At 71.4% G+C, this 15,577-nt stretch carries 17 protein-coding genes; 6 read left to right on the forward strand and 11 right to left on the reverse strand.

Annotation, left to right across the window (positions count from 1 at the left end):
* Positions 1 to 28: 28 nt before the first annotated feature.
* Positions 29 to 322, forward strand: a complete 294-nt coding sequence (locus EYW40_RS11095; protein ID WP_135821665.1) for a hypothetical protein — start codon at positions 29 to 31, stop codon at positions 320 to 322.
* A 41-nt stretch (positions 323 to 363) separates the two neighbouring features.
* Here EYW40_RS11095 and EYW40_RS11100 read toward each other — a convergent pair whose 3' ends face one another.
* A complete protein-coding gene (locus tag EYW40_RS11100; protein ID WP_135821666.1) occupies positions 364 to 1,749 on the reverse strand; it encodes an arylsulfotransferase family protein in 1,386 nt (461 codons plus the stop codon).
* A gap of 72 nt (positions 1,750 to 1,821) precedes the next feature.
* Positions 1,822 to 2,601 carry a sulfurtransferase gene (locus EYW40_RS11105; protein ID WP_135821667.1) on the reverse strand — a complete coding sequence of 260 codons (780 nt, stop codon included), beginning with the start codon at positions 2,599 to 2,601 and terminating at the stop codon, positions 1,822 to 1,824.
* Positions 2,602 to 2,728: 127 nt separating this feature from the next.
* Between EYW40_RS11105 and EYW40_RS11110 the strand changes: the two genes are divergently transcribed.
* Positions 2,729 to 3,022 carry a PadR family transcriptional regulator gene (locus EYW40_RS11110; protein ID WP_135821668.1) on the forward strand — a complete coding sequence of 98 codons (294 nt, stop codon included), beginning with the start codon at positions 2,729 to 2,731 and terminating at the stop codon, positions 3,020 to 3,022.
* A 42-nt stretch (positions 3,023 to 3,064) separates the two neighbouring features.
* Here EYW40_RS11110 and EYW40_RS11115 read toward each other — a convergent pair whose 3' ends face one another.
* From EYW40_RS11115 to EYW40_RS11125, 3 genes are all read right to left on the reverse strand, one after another.
* Positions 3,065 to 4,237, reverse strand: a complete 1,173-nt coding sequence (locus EYW40_RS11115) for an MFS transporter (protein WP_135821669.1) — start codon at positions 4,235 to 4,237, stop codon at positions 3,065 to 3,067.
* A 99-nt stretch (positions 4,238 to 4,336) separates the two neighbouring features.
* On the reverse strand, positions 4,337 to 4,990 hold the full coding sequence (fer, locus tag EYW40_RS11120; protein ID WP_135821670.1) for a ferredoxin Fer: 654 nt from the start codon (positions 4,988 to 4,990) through the stop codon (positions 4,337 to 4,339).
* Positions 4,991 to 5,165: 175 nt separating this feature from the next.
* On the reverse strand, positions 5,166 to 6,473 hold the full coding sequence (locus EYW40_RS11125; RefSeq protein WP_161973196.1) for a hemolysin family protein: 1,308 nt from the start codon (positions 6,471 to 6,473) through the stop codon (positions 5,166 to 5,168).
* A gap of 135 nt (positions 6,474 to 6,608) precedes the next feature.
* Here EYW40_RS11125 and EYW40_RS11130 point away from each other — a divergent pair, with 135 nt between their 5' ends.
* Positions 6,609 to 7,865, forward strand: a complete 1,257-nt coding sequence (locus EYW40_RS11130) for an MFS transporter (protein ID WP_135821672.1) — start codon at positions 6,609 to 6,611, stop codon at positions 7,863 to 7,865.
* A 32-nt stretch (positions 7,866 to 7,897) separates the two neighbouring features.
* On the forward strand, positions 7,898 to 8,368 hold the full coding sequence (locus EYW40_RS11135) for a carotenoid biosynthesis protein (RefSeq protein WP_135821673.1): 471 nt from the start codon (positions 7,898 to 7,900) through the stop codon (positions 8,366 to 8,368).
* A 27-nt stretch (positions 8,369 to 8,395) separates the two neighbouring features.
* On the opposite strand, the gene EYW40_RS11140 is transcribed toward EYW40_RS11135, so the two are convergent.
* The 4 genes from EYW40_RS11140 to EYW40_RS11155 all read right to left on the reverse strand — a co-directional run bounded on the left by EYW40_RS11140 (position 8,396) and on the right by EYW40_RS11155 (position 13,209).
* On the reverse strand, positions 8,396 to 10,909 hold the full coding sequence (locus EYW40_RS11140) for an efflux RND transporter permease subunit (protein ID WP_135821674.1): 2,514 nt from the start codon (positions 10,907 to 10,909) through the stop codon (positions 8,396 to 8,398).
* Between the two features lie 27 nt (positions 10,910 to 10,936).
* Positions 10,937 to 11,617 carry a class I SAM-dependent methyltransferase gene (locus EYW40_RS11145; RefSeq protein ID WP_237560596.1) on the reverse strand — a complete coding sequence of 227 codons (681 nt, stop codon included), beginning with the start codon at positions 11,615 to 11,617 and terminating at the stop codon, positions 10,937 to 10,939.
* Between the two features lie 188 nt (positions 11,618 to 11,805).
* Positions 11,806 to 12,738, reverse strand: a complete 933-nt coding sequence (locus tag EYW40_RS11150) for an ArsR/SmtB family transcription factor (RefSeq protein ID WP_135821675.1) — start codon at positions 12,736 to 12,738, stop codon at positions 11,806 to 11,808.
* A 45-nt stretch (positions 12,739 to 12,783) separates the two neighbouring features.
* Positions 12,784 to 13,209 (reverse strand): CopG family ribbon-helix-helix protein, encoded by a 426-nt coding sequence (locus tag EYW40_RS11155; RefSeq protein WP_135821676.1) that lies wholly within the window; start codon positions 13,207 to 13,209, stop codon positions 12,784 to 12,786.
* A 132-nt stretch (positions 13,210 to 13,341) separates the two neighbouring features.
* On the opposite strand from EYW40_RS11155, the gene EYW40_RS11160 reads away from it, so the two are divergent.
* Positions 13,342 to 13,632, forward strand: coding sequence for a hypothetical protein (locus tag EYW40_RS11160; protein WP_135821677.1), 291 nt, complete (start codon positions 13,342 to 13,344; stop codon positions 13,630 to 13,632).
* Between the two features lie 77 nt (positions 13,633 to 13,709).
* Here the strand turns inward: EYW40_RS11160 and EYW40_RS11165 are convergent, their stop codons facing one another.
* Entirely contained in the window at positions 13,710 to 14,363 is a 654-nt protein-coding gene (locus EYW40_RS11165; protein WP_135821678.1) for an RAD55 family ATPase, read from the reverse strand.
* Positions 14,356 to 15,240, reverse strand: a complete 885-nt coding sequence (locus tag EYW40_RS11170; RefSeq protein ID WP_135821679.1) for a GAF domain-containing protein — start codon at positions 15,238 to 15,240, stop codon at positions 14,356 to 14,358. The genes EYW40_RS11165 and EYW40_RS11170 overlap by 8 nt, the downstream gene beginning before the upstream one ends.
* 175 nt (positions 15,241 to 15,415) lie before the next feature.
* Between EYW40_RS11170 and EYW40_RS11175 the strand changes: the two genes are divergently transcribed.
* Positions 15,416 to 15,574, forward strand: a complete 159-nt coding sequence (locus EYW40_RS11175) for an AbrB/MazE/SpoVT family DNA-binding domain-containing protein (protein WP_202614502.1) — start codon at positions 15,416 to 15,418, stop codon at positions 15,572 to 15,574.
* Positions 15,575 to 15,577 lie beyond the last annotated feature (3 nt).

Raw genomic sequence — 15,577 nt, forward strand, 5'->3', positions numbered from 1 at the left:
TTTGTGGGTCGGACCCGCAGGGGCGCGCATGGACGACGCGACCGGGGGCGGCGGGGACGGGGCCGACGAGACGGTTGCGGGGCCGGACGTCGGCGACGCGGACGCGGAGCCGGGCCTGCTCGCGGAGTTGCGCGCGAACCCGCGGCTCGCCGCGGTCGAGGTCGGCAGCCTCGCGGTGGCGCTCGGGCTCCCCGTCGCTACCCTGTGGGCGCTCGTATCCGGGCCGCGGCCGGACACGGCGGTGCTCGCCGCGGTGGTCGTCGTCGGCGCGGCGTTCGCGTCGCTGTGGACGCTCGTCTACCCCGTGTACGACGCGCTGTAGCCGCCGTCATACCGGGCGGGCCGACGCCCGCCGCGGGCCGGTCACTCCTCCTTCCGGTACACCGGCGACCGGACGCCGACGTCCCGCGACCGGACGAACCACCAGCCCTCAAGCCCGGCCCAGGTCACCCCGGTCGCGACGCCGACCACGGTCGGACCGATCTCCGCCGGGCCGATCCACGTCGGGCTGACGTAGATGACGGCGTTGACGACCCGGGGCGGCGTCAGGTCCCGCAGGAGGCTCACGACCGGGCCGAACCCGCGGAAGTCGTACCCCTGCCCGCCGCCGCTCCCGCGGGACTGCGATTTGAGGCCGAGCGACCGGGCGCTCTCGCCGCCGGCGCTCTCGTCGCCCGTCTCCAGGCGCTCGGCGTCGTAGGGATGCGAGAGTTCGACCGACCAGACGACCTCGCCCCCGCGGTCGACTTCGAGGACGCGGCCGCCGTTCGTGTCGGTGACGAGCGTGTTGCCGCCGGGGAGGCGGTCGGCGTCGCGGGGCCACTGCATCCGGGCATCCGACCACTCCCAGGTGCGAACCCACTCACCGGCCTCGCGCTGGAACTCCTCGACCCGGCCGTTCTCCGAGTCGGCCACGACGACCGCCGGCCCGCCGCTCTCCTCGGGGATGTAGTCCGGGTTGTGCTGCTCGTACATCGTGGCGTGGTTCCCGTCGCCCCCGAGCGTCCACGACGCGTTCAGCCCCGTCTCCGGGTCGATGAAGGCGACCTGGTCCTGGTTGCGCAGGCTCACCATCACCCGCCCGTCGTCCAGCACGCTTACGTCGTTCAGGTGGGTCCAGTCGCCGGGGTAGTGGCCGCCGCCCTCGACGGGGAACTCGCTCTGGGCGTTCCAGGCCCACTCCCGGACGCCCGTCTCGGTGTCGAGCATGAACACCTGGTCGTCGGCCATGTCGGCGACGACGACGTGCGTCCCGTTGACCCGGACGTGGTCGTGCCACTCGCCCGCGATCTCGCGGTAGTCGTACCGGGCGACGACCTCCGTCACCTCGCCGGTCGAGAGGTTCGCCCGCTCGATGACGTTCCGGGTGCAGGGCGGGTCGCCACAGCGCTCGCTCTCGGTCACGAGCGTCTCGACGGCGGTGTACTCGACTGTCATCGACGCATTCTCGACGGGGTCGACGTCGAAGTACTTCGCGTGGCTGTTGTTGTAGTAGTCGACGCTCCCGTCCGGCGCGTACGCGATTATCGTGCCGTACCGCGCGGACTCGGTGACGACGGTGTGGTGCTCCGTCGGCGGGGCCTCGGGGACCGCCTCGGCCGTCGCCGTCGTCGACCCGGTGAGCGCCGCGAAGCCGAGGACGCCGGAGCACAGCGCGACGACGACCGCGAAGCAGACGCGGAGGCGGCGGCGGCTGACCCACCGACGGGCGGCGGCGCCCGCGTGGCGGAGGGTGTTCTGGAGGGGCATCCGTCACACGGCCAACGACGGCGCGGGACAAATATCACCGTTTTCCTCGCCGTCACGATGGGTCGCGGGCGCCTACGACCCGGTTTCGACCGGCCCGCCGACGTCGGTCCACTCGGTGAGGCTCCCCTCGTAGAACGCGACGTCCCCGTAGCCGAGGTGCCGCAGGACGACGTACGTGTGGCTGATCCGCCGGGCGGTGTTGCAGTACAGCACCACGCGCCGGTCGGGGGTGATCCCGTGCGATTCGAGGACGGCCTCCAGTTCCGCGCGCGGTTTCAACCCCCGCGTCTCGTCGTCGACGAGTTCCTTCCAGTCCAGGTTCACCGCGCCGGGGATGTGGCCCTCCTCGTACTCCCAGTCGTCTCGGGTGTCGACGATGACGGCGTCGCCGTCGATCGCCGCCTCGACGGCCTCGTGGTCGACGAGGATCGTGTCCTCGGGCGGGTCGACGGCGTAGTCGGTCGGTTCCACGTCCGGGGCGTCGGTCGTCGTGGCGTGGTCGAGGTTCCAGGCGCTGTAGTCGCCGTCGAGCAGGCGCACGTCGTCGTGGCCGTACACCTGCGCGGTGACCAGGAAGCGCGCGGCGAACACGCCGTGGGTGTCGTCGTAGGCGACGATCGTGTCCCCGGGCGCGATGCCGGCCTCGCCCAGCAGGTCGGCGAACGCCGCCGCGCCCGGCAACATTCCCTCGGACTCGTCGCCCTCGCTCCGGAACTGATCGAACGGGACGTTGACGGCCCCCGGGATGTGGCCGATCCCGTCGTACTCCCAGGCGTCGCGCACGTCCACGATCCGGACCTCGTCGCGGTGGGTCGCCAGCCACTCCGGCGAGACGACGATATCCTCGGTCATACCCGGCGATGGGGCCGCCGCGGGTTTATGCGTACTGAACGCGACAACGCGGGGCCGGACGTTCGCGGGTGCGTTCACCCCCTATGTTTAAGTGCAGACATGTCGCCACTGGAATACTGGGGACAGAATGTTCGATCTAACCGGGTTTCAGCGCGACCTGCTGTACGCCATCGCAGGCGAGGAAGAGCCCCACGGCCTCGCGATCAAGGAGGTCCTGGAGGAGTACTACGAGTCCGAGATCCACCACGGGCGGCTCTACCCGAACCTCGACACGCTCGTCGAGAAGGGCCTCGTCGAGAAAAGCGAGAAGGACCGCCGGACAAACGAGTACCGCCTGACCGGCCGCGGCCGCCGGGAGATAGCCGACCGCCGGGAGTGGGAGGACGGGTTCATCGACGGGGAGATAGCGGAGACCGTCTGAGCCGCCGCCGAAGCGGCCGCCGGCGGGCGCGGCCCACCCACATTAGGCGTCGATCCCGAGCACCCGATTGCAGACGAGGAGCGCGACGAGCAGCCCGAGCAACGCCGCGACCAGCCCGTAGGCCGCGAGCCAGCTCACGCGCTCGGCGAGGGTGCCGGTCACGACGCTGCCGAGCGAACTGACGAGCATCACCACCGTCCGGACCATCCCGAACCCGGTCCCCCGCTCCTCGGGGCCGAGGTGGTCCATGAACCGCGAGTTGACGACGCCGGGCCAGCTCAGCCCGACCGCGACGAGGACGGTCCCGGCCGCGACGGCGAGGGGGCCGTCGAGGAACAGGAACAGCGCGTAGCCGGCGACGCCGCTGACCAGCGACACGGCGATCGCCGCGTCCCGGCCGGTGGCGTCCGACGCCCAGCCCAGCGCCGGCGCGGCCCCGATGGTGATCGCGAAGGTCACGCCGAACACCAGGCTCGCACGCGGCGTCGAGAGGCCGGCGTACTCCTCCAAGAAGGTCGGGAAGAAGGAGGAAAACGACTGCCACGTGAAGAACCCGACCATCGCGATCACGGTCGTAAAGAGGACGCTGGGCCGGCCGAGCAGGGCGAGCAGCCGGCTCACGTCGACCTGGTCGGACAGCGACTGCTCGGGCGCGGACGGCGGCGTCGCCGGCACCCGCCACGCGAACAGGACGAACACGACGCCCGCGACGGCCGCCGGGACGAGGGGGCCGGCCCCCCACCAGCCGACACGCGTCGCGGCGTACGCGCTGGCGACTGGCGCGACGAGGCCGGCCGAGGACGCGCCGATCTCGTGGACGCCGAGCGCGCGGCCGGTGTCCTCGAACTGGCCCGTGAGAAACGCGACCCCGGCGGTGAAGTACAGCCCCGCCGACGCCCCGAGCACCACGGCGAAGAGGGCAAACAGCGGAAACGTCGGCGCGGCCGCGAGCACGGCACACGCGGTCCCGGTCGCCCCCATCGCCAGCAGGACGACGCGCCGTTCGCCGATACGGTCCGCGAGGATCCCGCCGGGGAACTGGAAGAGGGCGTAGGCCGCCCACATCCCCGACAGCGCGAGGCCGACGGTGCTCTTCGAGACGGCGAAGGCGTCGATGATGTCGGGGACGAGCGGCGAGAGCGACAGGCGCGCGACCATCGTCGCGAAGAACGCCGCCGTCGTCACGCCGAGCAGGTCCCAGCCGCGTCCGTTCATTGGTGGCCCCTCTCGGGTCGCCGGCTTCGGAGTACCCCTTCCGGCAATCCGGGAGGCCTACCTCGGACCCCGGAGGACCGGCCTCGGCGGGCGGCCCCGTCAGTCGCTGCCCGCCGCGCCGTCGAACGAGCGCGCCGGCAGGAGGAGGTCGTCGAGCGCCGGCAGGTGCTTGACGTTGTAGACGACGTTCAGTTCGTCCGTGACCGGCGTCCCGACACAGGAGAGCCGGATCCCCCGGTCGACCAGTTCGTCGGAGAGGATGTGGTCGACCGGCATCTCCAGTTCGCCCTCGGTGACCGCGACCGCGCAGTTCGCGCAGGCCCCGCCGCGACAGGAGTACGGCCAGGAGAACCCGCAGTTCTCCGCGCCCTCCAGGAGCGGCACGTGCGGGTCGTTCAGGAACCGGCCCCGCTCCGTGTCGGTGAGCCCCTCCGCGGCCGCCTTCTCGAAGAGGTCGTCGTCGTCGAGCGACCAGCCGTAGTCGTCGAGCACCTCGTAGTTCAGGTACTCGACGCGCGTCCCCTCGGGCCGGGCCGGCTCGTCGTCCGCGTCGCCGCCGTCGTCCATCGACGGCGCGTCGGGCAGCCGGCGCTCGGACTGGATCGCCTCGTAGGCCGCCTGCACCCGGCGGAACTCCCGCGCGGAGCCGTTCTGGTCGGGGTGGGTCTCCAGCACCCGCCGGCGGTACGCTCGCTCGACCTCCTCCTCGTCCGCGGTCGGGTCGACCCGGAGGACCTCGAACGGGGAATCCATGGACGCCGCTAGGGCGATGGAAAGGATATACCTTCGGCTGGCGGCGCCCTCGGCCGCGACGGCGGTCGCTTTTGAGGGCCGCCGTGAGCGACCTGCGGGTCCTCCCGCTGGCCGTGGCGGCGTAGGTCCTCGGCGACGCGGTGTCGGTCACGGGCGTCGTCGCGCTCGGGGAGCGTCAGTCGCCGTCGCCGTCCGCCCGCGGCGCGGTCACCAGAAGCGACCGGACGCGCGTCCGGTCCATCCGTTCGACTTCGACGCGGACCCCCTCGTGCTCGACGACCTCGCCGGCCTCGGGGAGCCGGCCGAGCCGGTCGATGACGAACCCCGCGACCGTCTCGTACTCGGGTTTTTCCGGGAGTTCCACCCCCAGCGTCTCGTTTAGCTCGTGGACGTTGACGGTGCCCCGGACCCGCGCCCGTCGGTCGCCGAGGGGCTCTATCGCCGGGCGTTCGGCCCCCGCGAGGACCTCTCCGACGATCTCCTCGATGACGTCGTCGAGCGTGACCAGCCCCTGTGTCGCGCCGAACTCGTCGACGACGATCGCCATGTCGTGGCCCGCCGCGCGCATCTCGGCCAGCAGTTCGTCGATGTCCTTCGTCTCGGGCACCTGCAGGGCCGGGGACGCGACGTCGCCGACCGCGGTCGCGTCGCCGTCGCGTCGAGCGCGCACGAGCGTCGGCAGGTCGACGGTTCCCACGACGGTGTCGAGCGTGTCGCGGTACACGGGGATCCTGTCGTGGCCCTCGTCGACGCAGACGTCGATCGCCTCGTCGACGGTCGCGTCGGCCTCGACCGCCGTGACGTCGAGGCGGGACCGCATCACCTCCTTCGCGATCCGGTTTCTGAACTCGAAGATCCCGAGCAGCACCTCCCGTTCCTGCGGCTCGATGACCCCCTCGCGCTCGCCGGACTCGATCAGCTGCTGGAGCTCCGCGCGGGTGACGTACGGCGATTCGAGGTCCCCGGCGGTCCCGACCAGGCGGTTGACCGCCCGGGTGAGCGCGTCGAAAAACACCACCAGGGGGTACATGACGTACTCCGAGACCTGCAGGGGCCGCGCGATGCGCCGAGCCCAGCCCTCCGTGTGCTCGACGGCGTAGGACTTCGGGACGCTCTCGCCGAACAGCAACACGAGCGCCGTGATGCCGAACGTCGAGAGCAGCACCGACTCGGCCGGCGAGAAGTGGATCGCGAGCACCGTCGTCGAGATGGAGGCCATGGCGATGTTGACCACGTTGTTCCCGACGAGGATCGTCACCAGCAACCGGTTCGGGTCGGCCTTGAGGTCGCGGACGAGCGTCGCCCCGGGGCGGCCCTCGTCGACCATCGCCTCCACCCTGTACTCGGGGAGCGAGAACAGCGCGATCTCAGAGGAGGAGAAAAAGCCCGACAGCGCGATGAGGACGGCGATCGTGGCTGCACCGCCGTACGTCACCGTCCGGGACGTGAACTCGACGCCGATCTGCTGGATCGCGGCTTCCATGGGGGAGACGTACGTTTCCCGGAGGATAAGGCGTGGCGCTCGAAGCGGGGCCGCCGCGACGGCCGACCGTGGGCGTGCGAACCAAATCCACACCAACATTATATCGGTTCGAAATAACCGTCCGGAAGTCAGCCGATGTCGCGCCTCTCCAAGTCCGCGGTCATCACCCGCTACTACCTCTACCGTGCGACCGCCCGCCCCGGCTTCCACTACCCCGTGTACACGCTGTTCCTGCTGTGGAACGGCCTCAGCTTCGCCCAGATCGGCCTGATCGCGACGATTCAGGCCGTCGTCGTCGTGACCGGCGAGGTGCCGACGGGGTACGTCGGCGACCGCATCGGTCGCCGGAACAGCCTCGCGGTCGGCTCCGCGCTGATGGTCGTCTCGAACGCCAGCTACCTCGTGGCCACCGACTTCGTCGGCTTCACGTTCACGTTCGTGATGCTGTCGTTCGGCGGCACGTTCATCTCGGGGAGCGGGACCGCGTGGCTGTACGACACCCTCGCGGAGCACGACGTCGAGGACGAGTTCACCCGCGTCCAGGGCCGCGGCCGGGCGATCGGCCAGTGGGTGAGCGTCGTCACCCTGATCGCCGGCGGGGGCCTCTACGCGACGAACCGCTTCTACCCGTTCTACGCGGGCGTCGCGGTGGCGCTTTTGAACCTCGTGCTCGTCCTCCGCCTCCCCCAGAACCGGGCCTACGACGACGACGAGGACACCGACGAGGAGGTGCTGACCATCGTCGACGCGCTCCCGGTCATCCGCGAGCAACTCGCCGCGCCGAGCCTCCGGTCGTTCGTCGTCTACCTCTCGCTGTTCAGCGGCGCGATCCTCACGATGGACATGTGGATCCAGCCCATCGCACAGACCTCCCTGGAGGCCAGCGTCGGGCCGACGCTCGAACGCTGGGGGCTGGCCGAGCCGACGACTATCGGGTTCCTGTACGCCTCGTTCACCGTCGTCTCGGCGGTGAGCAGCGACTACGCCAGCGACCTCGAATCGCTGCTGGGCGTGCGCAAGACGATGTTCCTCGTCCCCGTCGGCATCGCGGCGACGTACGTCGCGGCGGGGCTGGTCCCCGTGCTCGCGTTCCCCATGTTCTTCGCGATGAAGGGCGGCAGTTCGGTGCTCCGGCCGATCTACCAGGGGTACATCAACGACCAGGTGCAGTCGGTCGGCCGGGCGACGCTGCTGTCGTCGGTCGCGATGCTGCGTTCGGTCGCCGGCATCCCGTTCCGCGTGGGGAGCGGCGTCCTCGCCACGTGGTGGTCGACGCTCGACGCGGTGGCGCTGCTGGGGGGCGTGTTCATCGTCGGGGCCGTGCTCCTGTTCGCGCTGTCGCCGCCGGTCAAGTCGGGCTACGACGCGCCGGCCGCCTCCGCGGCCGACTGACATTTATGTAGCGCGGCCCGGCAGGTCGACGCATGCCCAGCAACCGAGCCTTCGCCGGCACGACGACCGCGGTCGGCCTCGTCGCGCTCGCACACGCCGCGTTCACGTGGCCGCCCGCCGCGACGGCCGCGTTCTTCGGCGGCGGGGCGCTCGTCGCGTTCGTCGCCGAGGCAGCGGTGATAAACGCCGGGTGGCTCGACCACCACGTCGGCCCGAAGGTCGTCGGCGTCCCGCTCTACGTCCTGTTCGGGTGGACGGGCGCGGTGTACGCCGCGTTCCGGGCCGCGCTGCTCGCGGTCGACGGCTGGCCCGCGGTCGCAGTCGCCGCGGCGCTGGCGGCGACGTACGACCTGCTCGTCGACCACCGCGGCGTCGAGGAGGGCCACTGGACCTATACCGACGACCTGCCCGGGCCGCGCCGCCGGGGCGTCCCGTGGTGGAACTACGCCGGGTGGGTGGTCGTCAGCGCCGCGACGGCGTCGTTCGCCGTGCCGTTTCTCTAGGAAACCGGGCCGCGCGACCCGCGCCGGTCAGTCGTCGGTCGCCGGCGCCGCCGGGGCCTCCGACGGCTCGCGGACCGCCTCGGCCCTGCCGGCGCGCGCCCAGAGCGCGAGCATGCTCGGGAGGACGACCACGCTCACGACGAGGGCGGCCAGCAGCGCGAGCACGACCAGCGTTCCGAAGTTCCGTAACTGGGGCGAGGGGTGGAGCAGCAGCGAGACGAACGCGACGGCCGTGGTCAGCGCGCTGCCCAGGAGCGCGCCGCCGGTTCCGACGACGGCCGTCTCCAGCGCGGCGAACGCGTCCCGGCCGCGGCGGAGTTCCGCCGCGAACCGGTCGGCGACGTGGATGTTGTAGTCGATGCCGAGGCCGACCACCAGGCTCATCAGGAGGGCCGTCAGCAGCGTCAGGGGGACGTCGAGGACGTACATGCCGCCGATGACCAGCCCGGCGACCAGCGTGACCGGCACGCCCGCGACGACGCCGAGCGACGCGCTGCCGTGGACGCGCCACGAGACGGCGACGAGCGTGAGCAGGACGGCCGCCAGCGCCAGCGCCATCACCCGGAGGACGCCGTCGGTGATCGCCGCGATGCCCGCCCGGCGGATCGTCGACCGGCTCACCGCCGTCGCGGTCAGGTCGGCGTCGCCGGCCTCGACGGCGGCCGCGGCGTCGCGCTGTGCGGTCGCCCGCTCGTCCAGCGTCCCGCCGCCGTCCGCGGGGCCGACGACGCGCAGCGAGCGGTACTCCCCGTCCGTCCGCTCGATCACCCGACTCGCCGCGTCGGGCGCGACCGCGTAGAGGTGGTCGTACACCGCTTCGAGGTTCCGGTCGGGCACGCCGTCGCCGTCGGTGTCCGCCGCCGCGAACGTCTTCGCGAACGCGTCGTTGCGGTCCGTGACCGAGCGCATCACCGAGAGCGGCGAGACGACGCGGGCGCCCGGCGTCCGGGCGTCGGCGGCGGTCGCTTCGGCCCCGCGCCGGACGCTCGCCAGCGCGGCGTCGTCGGTCACGTCGCCCTCCACGAGCAACTGGACGCGGTCGGTCTCCTCGTCCGCGACCGCGCGGTACCGCTCCTGCACGTAGAGGTCGTTCATGCCGTACTCGCCGTCCTCCCAGGCCATCGGTCCGGGGAGTTCGGTCTTCCACTCCGCCGCGGGCTCGGTCTGCCGGTCGAACGGCTGCTCGTCCAGCGCCGTCCAGGCGACCGCGCCGGCGCTTCCGGCGACGAGCGCGACGGCGACCACGACCGGCGCGGCCCGCTTCGCCAGGGCGACGCTGGACCGCAGCAGGGGCCGGAGGAGGGCGCTCTCCCCGAGCGGGCGCTTCCGGCGGTCCAGCCCGGCCCGTTCGAGCAGGTCGTCGACCCCGACCTTCAGCGCCGGGACGAGCGTCAGGAACACGACGAGCGCCGAGAGGACGCCGAGCGTGATCCCGACCCCGAGCGCGCGGATGTCGGGGACGGGGTTGACGAGGTTCGACAGGAAACCGATGCCCGTCGTCAGCGTGACGAGGCCGAGCGCGAACGCGACCGAGCGGACGGCGCGGCGCATCGGCGGCCGGACGCCCTCGTCGGGGCCGCACTGCTCGCGGTAGCGCGTGAACACGTGGAAGCCGTAGTCGATGCTCAGCCCCGCGATCAGGACCGGCCCGACGATCATCGTGACCCCGGCCGAGACGCCGAGCCAGCCGAGGATCCCGAACATCCAGACGACCGAGACGACGACGCCGGTCAGCCCGACGACCACGTCGACCGGGTCGCGGTAGGTGAACGCGAGCACGCCGACGATGAGCGTCAGGGCGATGGGGAGGACGAACGCGACGGTGTTCTGGTTCAGCCGCTCGCTGTTCCGGGCCATCGCGTGCTCGCCCAGCGTGAAGTACTCGGGGTCCTCCCGGTCGTCGGCGGCCGCGAACAGCGCCCGGGTCGCGTCGCTCGGCGGCTCGCCGCCCTCGGTCGCCGCGAGGGGGAACAGCATCCGGTGGCTCTCGGCCGTCGCGGTGCCCGGCTCGTAGCCGTTCGGGAGGAGTCGGAGCAGTTCGGAATCCCGAGTGAGCGTCCCGCGGACGGTGGCGTTTACCTCCTCCGGGCTCGCCGCTTCGAGGGCGGCGATCTGTGCGTCGAGGTCCGCGTCCGAGTCGTTCGCCAGCCGGCGGGCGACGGCGTTGGGGACGCCGGCGACGGACCGGCCGTCGGGCGTCGCGGCCGCGACCGACTCGTTGCGGGTCACGGTCCGCTGGTAGCGCAGGGCGTCCAGCAGCGCGGCCTTCGAGAGCGCGTTCCCGTCCGCGGCGCGCACGTACACGGCGGCGCGGACCGTCCCGTCGCTCCCGTCGGCCGCGCCGTACTGCTGCTGGACGTACTCCGCCTTCTCGTCGGGCGTCGTCGACGGGAGCATGTCGTTCCCGCTCGCGTTGCTGCCCGTGTTCAGGTCCGTCGCGCCGACGGCCATCCCGGCGGTCAACAGGAGCATCAGGAACACGACGAGCCAGCTGTGGGTCGTGACGGCGTCGATGCAGTCGTCGATGAAAGTTCGGAGCATTGTGGGTAGCACGGTCGGGAGGCGGCCTCACTCGGGCCGGGCCTCGATGGTCGTGATCATGCCGAGGAAGCTCGTCTCGGCCTCGCGGACCGACAGGCCCGCCTCGGCGGCGACCGCGAGCGGCTCCTGGGTCCAGCGGCAGCCGGCCGAGGCGTAGTGGGCGTCCTCGCGCCACTCCTGGAATCGGGCGACGGGGCCGACGTCGCTCCGGCCGTGCTCGACGAGCAGGATCCGGCCGTCCGGGTCGCAGACGCGCTCCATCTCCCGGAGCGCGGCGACGGGGTCGGGGAACGTGCAGGTCGAGAGCGCCGATATCACCGTGTCGAAGCTGTCGTCCGGGAACTCCAGGTCCTGCGCATCCATCCGGCGCAGCGTGCCGTCGAGAGCGAGGCCGTCGAGCCTGTCGCCGGCCTTCGCCAGCATCTCCGGGCTGACGTCGACGCCGACGAGGTCGACGGAGGCGGGCAGGTACGGGAAGTTCGTGCCGGTGCCGCAGGCGACGTCGAGGACGCGGCCCTCGGCGTCCCCGAACTGCCGCCGTCGGTACCGCCCCGCGAGGAGGCGGTCGGCGAAGTCGAAGCGGTACAGCCGGTCGGCCTGGTCGGCGTAGGCGGCCCGTATCTCGTCGGTCGTCATCGGGCGGTCCCGCACCGGGTCGGCCGCGGCGGAGCGCTCAGCCGTGCGGTCGGGTCGTTCGGTCGAGTTCATGGGCATTCCTCGTTCGTGAGGGCGGCCGACACGCCCATAAGTATTATCGAGTTTTTGATATATTACCGGAATGGTTTCAAAATCGCGTTTGAGCCACGCGGGGCGGATACGGGCCGATACGCGCCGCTGGGCGGGTGGCGTCCGCACAGCGGCCGAACTGGCTCAACGACGGTTTTGTAACGAACCCGTCAGGTATCGGCGTCCGCGCCGCCGCGGCGGCGCACGCGCTCGGTGCGGGTCACCGTCGCCGTGTCGTCGAGGCGGGCGCGGAGCACGTCGTCGCCCTCGCGCAGTTCGACCGCGTACTCGGCCGGGTCGGTCGCCACGCGCTCCGAGGTCCAGCGGCCGTCGCGGAGGCGGTCGTTGAACAGCCGGATCCCCTCGGTCATCACGTCGATGCCGTGGTCCCAGTGGAACGCGACCGACGCCGGGTGGTGCGCGACGCCGTAGGTCAGCGGCCCCGAGTAGCGCCGCAGGCACGCCTCGCAGCGGTCCACCGCGAGGAACGTGTCCGCGTCGGGCAGCGGCGAGTCGCTTGCGTCCATCACCTCGGTCGACAGCGGCCCGGCACAGGTGGGGCAGACCCCGCGCCTGACCTGCCGGTAGTCGAACGTCTGTTTCCGGATCGCCATCCGGACGAGTTCCTGGCCGTCCAAGGCCTTCGCCTGCGCGGGCTTGAGGAAGTAGCCCATCGCTGGCTCCTCACAGTCGGTACAGACGATGAAGAACATCTCGTGCTGGAACCGGGCCTCCAGCGTCTCCGCCCCGCAGAACAGGCACGTCCCGGACGTCTCGACGGGGCCGAACTCCGGCGGCCGGTCGTAGTTGCCAGAGAGGACGAAGCGGACGAGTTCCTCCCCGGCGTGGCTGAAGGCGTACCCGTCCTCGTCCTTGCGGAGGAAGGTGCCGGTCAGCTCCCCCAGGTGGTACGACAGCTTGGACGTGTTGTCGACGTCGACCGCCTCGTATATCTCGGAGAACGACAGCCGCATCGGCCCCGACCCGACGCCGGTCAGTTCCGCCTGCTTGACCGCGACCGCCCGGAGGATGTCGACGCGGGTGTCGTCCGCGAGCAGCCCGAACACGGCGTCCGCCGAGCGGTCGCCCTCGGAGTCGCTCATCGCGTCGGCCAACGGACCGGGACGCAATGAAGCTACGGGGCCGGGCTACTCGGGGGAGAGCGGGCTGAACTCGTCGACCGGCATGACGGAGTAGTCGACGTTCAGCGTGTCCTTCGTCGCGCGGATCTTGCCGACGAACGTCGATATCTCCTCCAGCGAGCCCTCGAGGATGAAAAGCTCCATGCAGTGGTGCTCGCCGACGTGGCTGTGGAAGTTCGAGGCGACGAGGTCCTCGTGCTCGTGGCGGAGGTGCATCATCTTCTCCTCGACGGCGGTCGTCTCGTAGTCGAACATCACCGTGATGATCCCCATCAGTTCGCGGCCCTCCAGACGCTTGTCCTCGAACTCGCCCAGCAGGTTGCGGGCGGCCTCGCGGACGACCTCGCTCCGGCCGGTGTAGCCGTGGTCCTCCGCGAACTCGTCGATGCGGTCGAGGAGTTCCTCGGGCATCGAGACGCTTGCGACGGTCATGTATTAACCGAGGCCAAGAATGTTGTTAAGCCTTCCGTTACACGGGACGGACCGGCCGACGCGACCGCCGGCGAGTCGGGGACGTGACCGTACCAAGTTATATTACCGCGCCCGCCATGCCATGAGACACCGATGTGTCGGGAGACGAAGCGCGAGCCGGCGTGGGTGGCCGCGATCCGGCTGGCGATGTTGGAGGGGCGCGTCGACGTGGACGGCGTGATGGCGGAGGCCAATCTCGCTGCGGGCCGCGAGCGGACGGTCAGGGACGTGCTGTCGACGATGGCGAGCCGTGACCTCCTCGCCCCCGTCGACGGGGACGACGCGTACGTCCCGGGGCCGGTGTTGCTCGACTCCGACCGCTTCGACCTCGACTTCGAGAAGGCGTCGGACGGCGGCGCGCACCGCTGGAACTCGGCGGTGTAGGCCGGCGCTCGATACGCGCGAAGACCACGCCCGCGAGCGGCGGCGCCGTCCGCGTGCCCGCCGGCCGCCGCGGTCGGTCAGTCCGGCGAGAGGTCGAACGGCGTCCAGTCGCGGGGCTGGTTCGGGAGCCCGCGGACCCGCAGTTCCGGGGCGTCGTCGCCGTCACGGACCTCGATGCGGCCGGTGCAGAACTGCCCCAGCGTGCTGAGCGTCCGGTCGTCGTGGACGACCGGGTCGATGAGGAGCACCCCGAGCCCGTCGACGCTGTCGATGCGGCCGGCGAGGGTGTGGACGAACCGGGAGACGGCCCTGAGCTCCCCGAACGAGAGCAGCGTCGACAGGGAGCAAAGCGCCGTTCGGACGCGCTCGACCCCATCGCGGTCGAAGTCCCGGTAGACGTCGGAAAAGCGCATCCCGATCCCGGTCAGGTCCGAGGGGCCGGACACCGGAAACACCCGCGCGGACACGTCCGTGTCCTCCCCGCCGACGCAGTCCAGTATCGCGGCCCGGTCCGGGTCGAGGTCGACGCCGACGCCCGCGCAGTCGTCGGCGATCCGCTCGGCCCGGCTGTTGGTGGTGATGACGACCCGCCCCTCGTCGGCCGACCCCGCGAGCAGTCGCAACGCGAGGCGGCGGGAGCCGGCGTGCATCGGCCCCGAGACGAGCAGCGTCGTCCCGGGACGGACCGGTTCCACCGGGAGCCCGTCGAACTCGTACGGGGCCTCAGGCATCGCCCTCACCCCCACGCTCGCGCAGCCGCCGGCGCAGCTCCAGTTGGTCCAGCGCCTCGTCGGCGAGCATCGTCAGGAGTTCGCGGTCCCGGTCGGAGAACTCCCGCGGGGCGTCGTCGTAGACGCAGAAGGTGCCGATCGCCTCCCCGTCCGGCGTCACCAGCGGCGCGCTCGCGTAGAACCGGATGCTCGCGGCCGCCAGCCCCTCGTTGTCCTCGAACCGCGGGTCGTCCCGGACGTCCTCGAAGACCGTCACGTCCCCGTCGAGGATGGCGTACGTACAGACCGTCTCCTCGCGGGGGATCGGGTCGAACGAGACGCCGTGGCAGGCCAGGAACCGCTGTTCGTGTGCGTCGACGAGCCCGACCGCGGCCGCGTCGAGGTCGAACAGCGCGGTCGCCAGCTCCGCCAGCCGGTCGAACGACGCCCCGAGCGCGTCGGGGTCGCTCGCGTACCGTTCGAGGGCGGCGACCCGCGCGTCCTCGTTCTCCGGGACCGGGTAGGCGGTCTGGCTGTGGAACGCGAGGCTCCCCTCGACGAGCGCGACGAGTTCGTCCCGCGCGTCCGGCCCGTCCTTCGGGAGGTACTCCGCGACGACGTCGCCGAAGGCGGCGGTGTCGATCTCCTCGATCCCGCGGTCGGTGAAGACGATACACGCGGCGTCGGGTGCCGTCTCGCGGGCCGCCCGCACGAGTTCCAGCCCGGTGCCGTCGGGGAGCGCATGCTCGACGACGAGGCAGTCGAGCGCGGGCCCGTCGGCGAGTACTTCCCGGGCTTCCGCGACGGACCCGGCCGTCCGGGTATCGAACCCCGCCGCGGCCAGCGCCTCGGCGGTCCGCTCGCGCTCGCGGTCGTCCGGGTCGACACAGAGGATCATGGTCGCACGTATCGCGGAGCGGACGTAAAATTTCGGACCGGAAGGGGCGGAACGCGGGACCGGCGGCGAGTCCGGCGGGCACCCGCCGCAGCGTCCCGGCGAGTCGTGCAGAGGGGGTCGACTACGGGCCGCCGTAGCACAAGCTATGTGTACGCTACGGTCGTACCACGGGCCGATGGGAAACCTCACGGACACCAAAGTCTCGGAGAAGAACCTCACGACGGTGCCGAAGCCGGTCCGGAACTTCCTCGACGTCGGCGCGGGCGACCGCGTCGAGTGGCACGTCGAGAACGGCGACATCGTGGTGCGGAAAGCGCCGGACGGCGAGGAGTAGCGA

This window comes from Halostella litorea, from assembly GCF_004785955.1.
GTDB lineage: Archaea > Halobacteriota > Halobacteria > Halobacteriales > Natronoarchaeaceae > Halostella > Halostella litorea.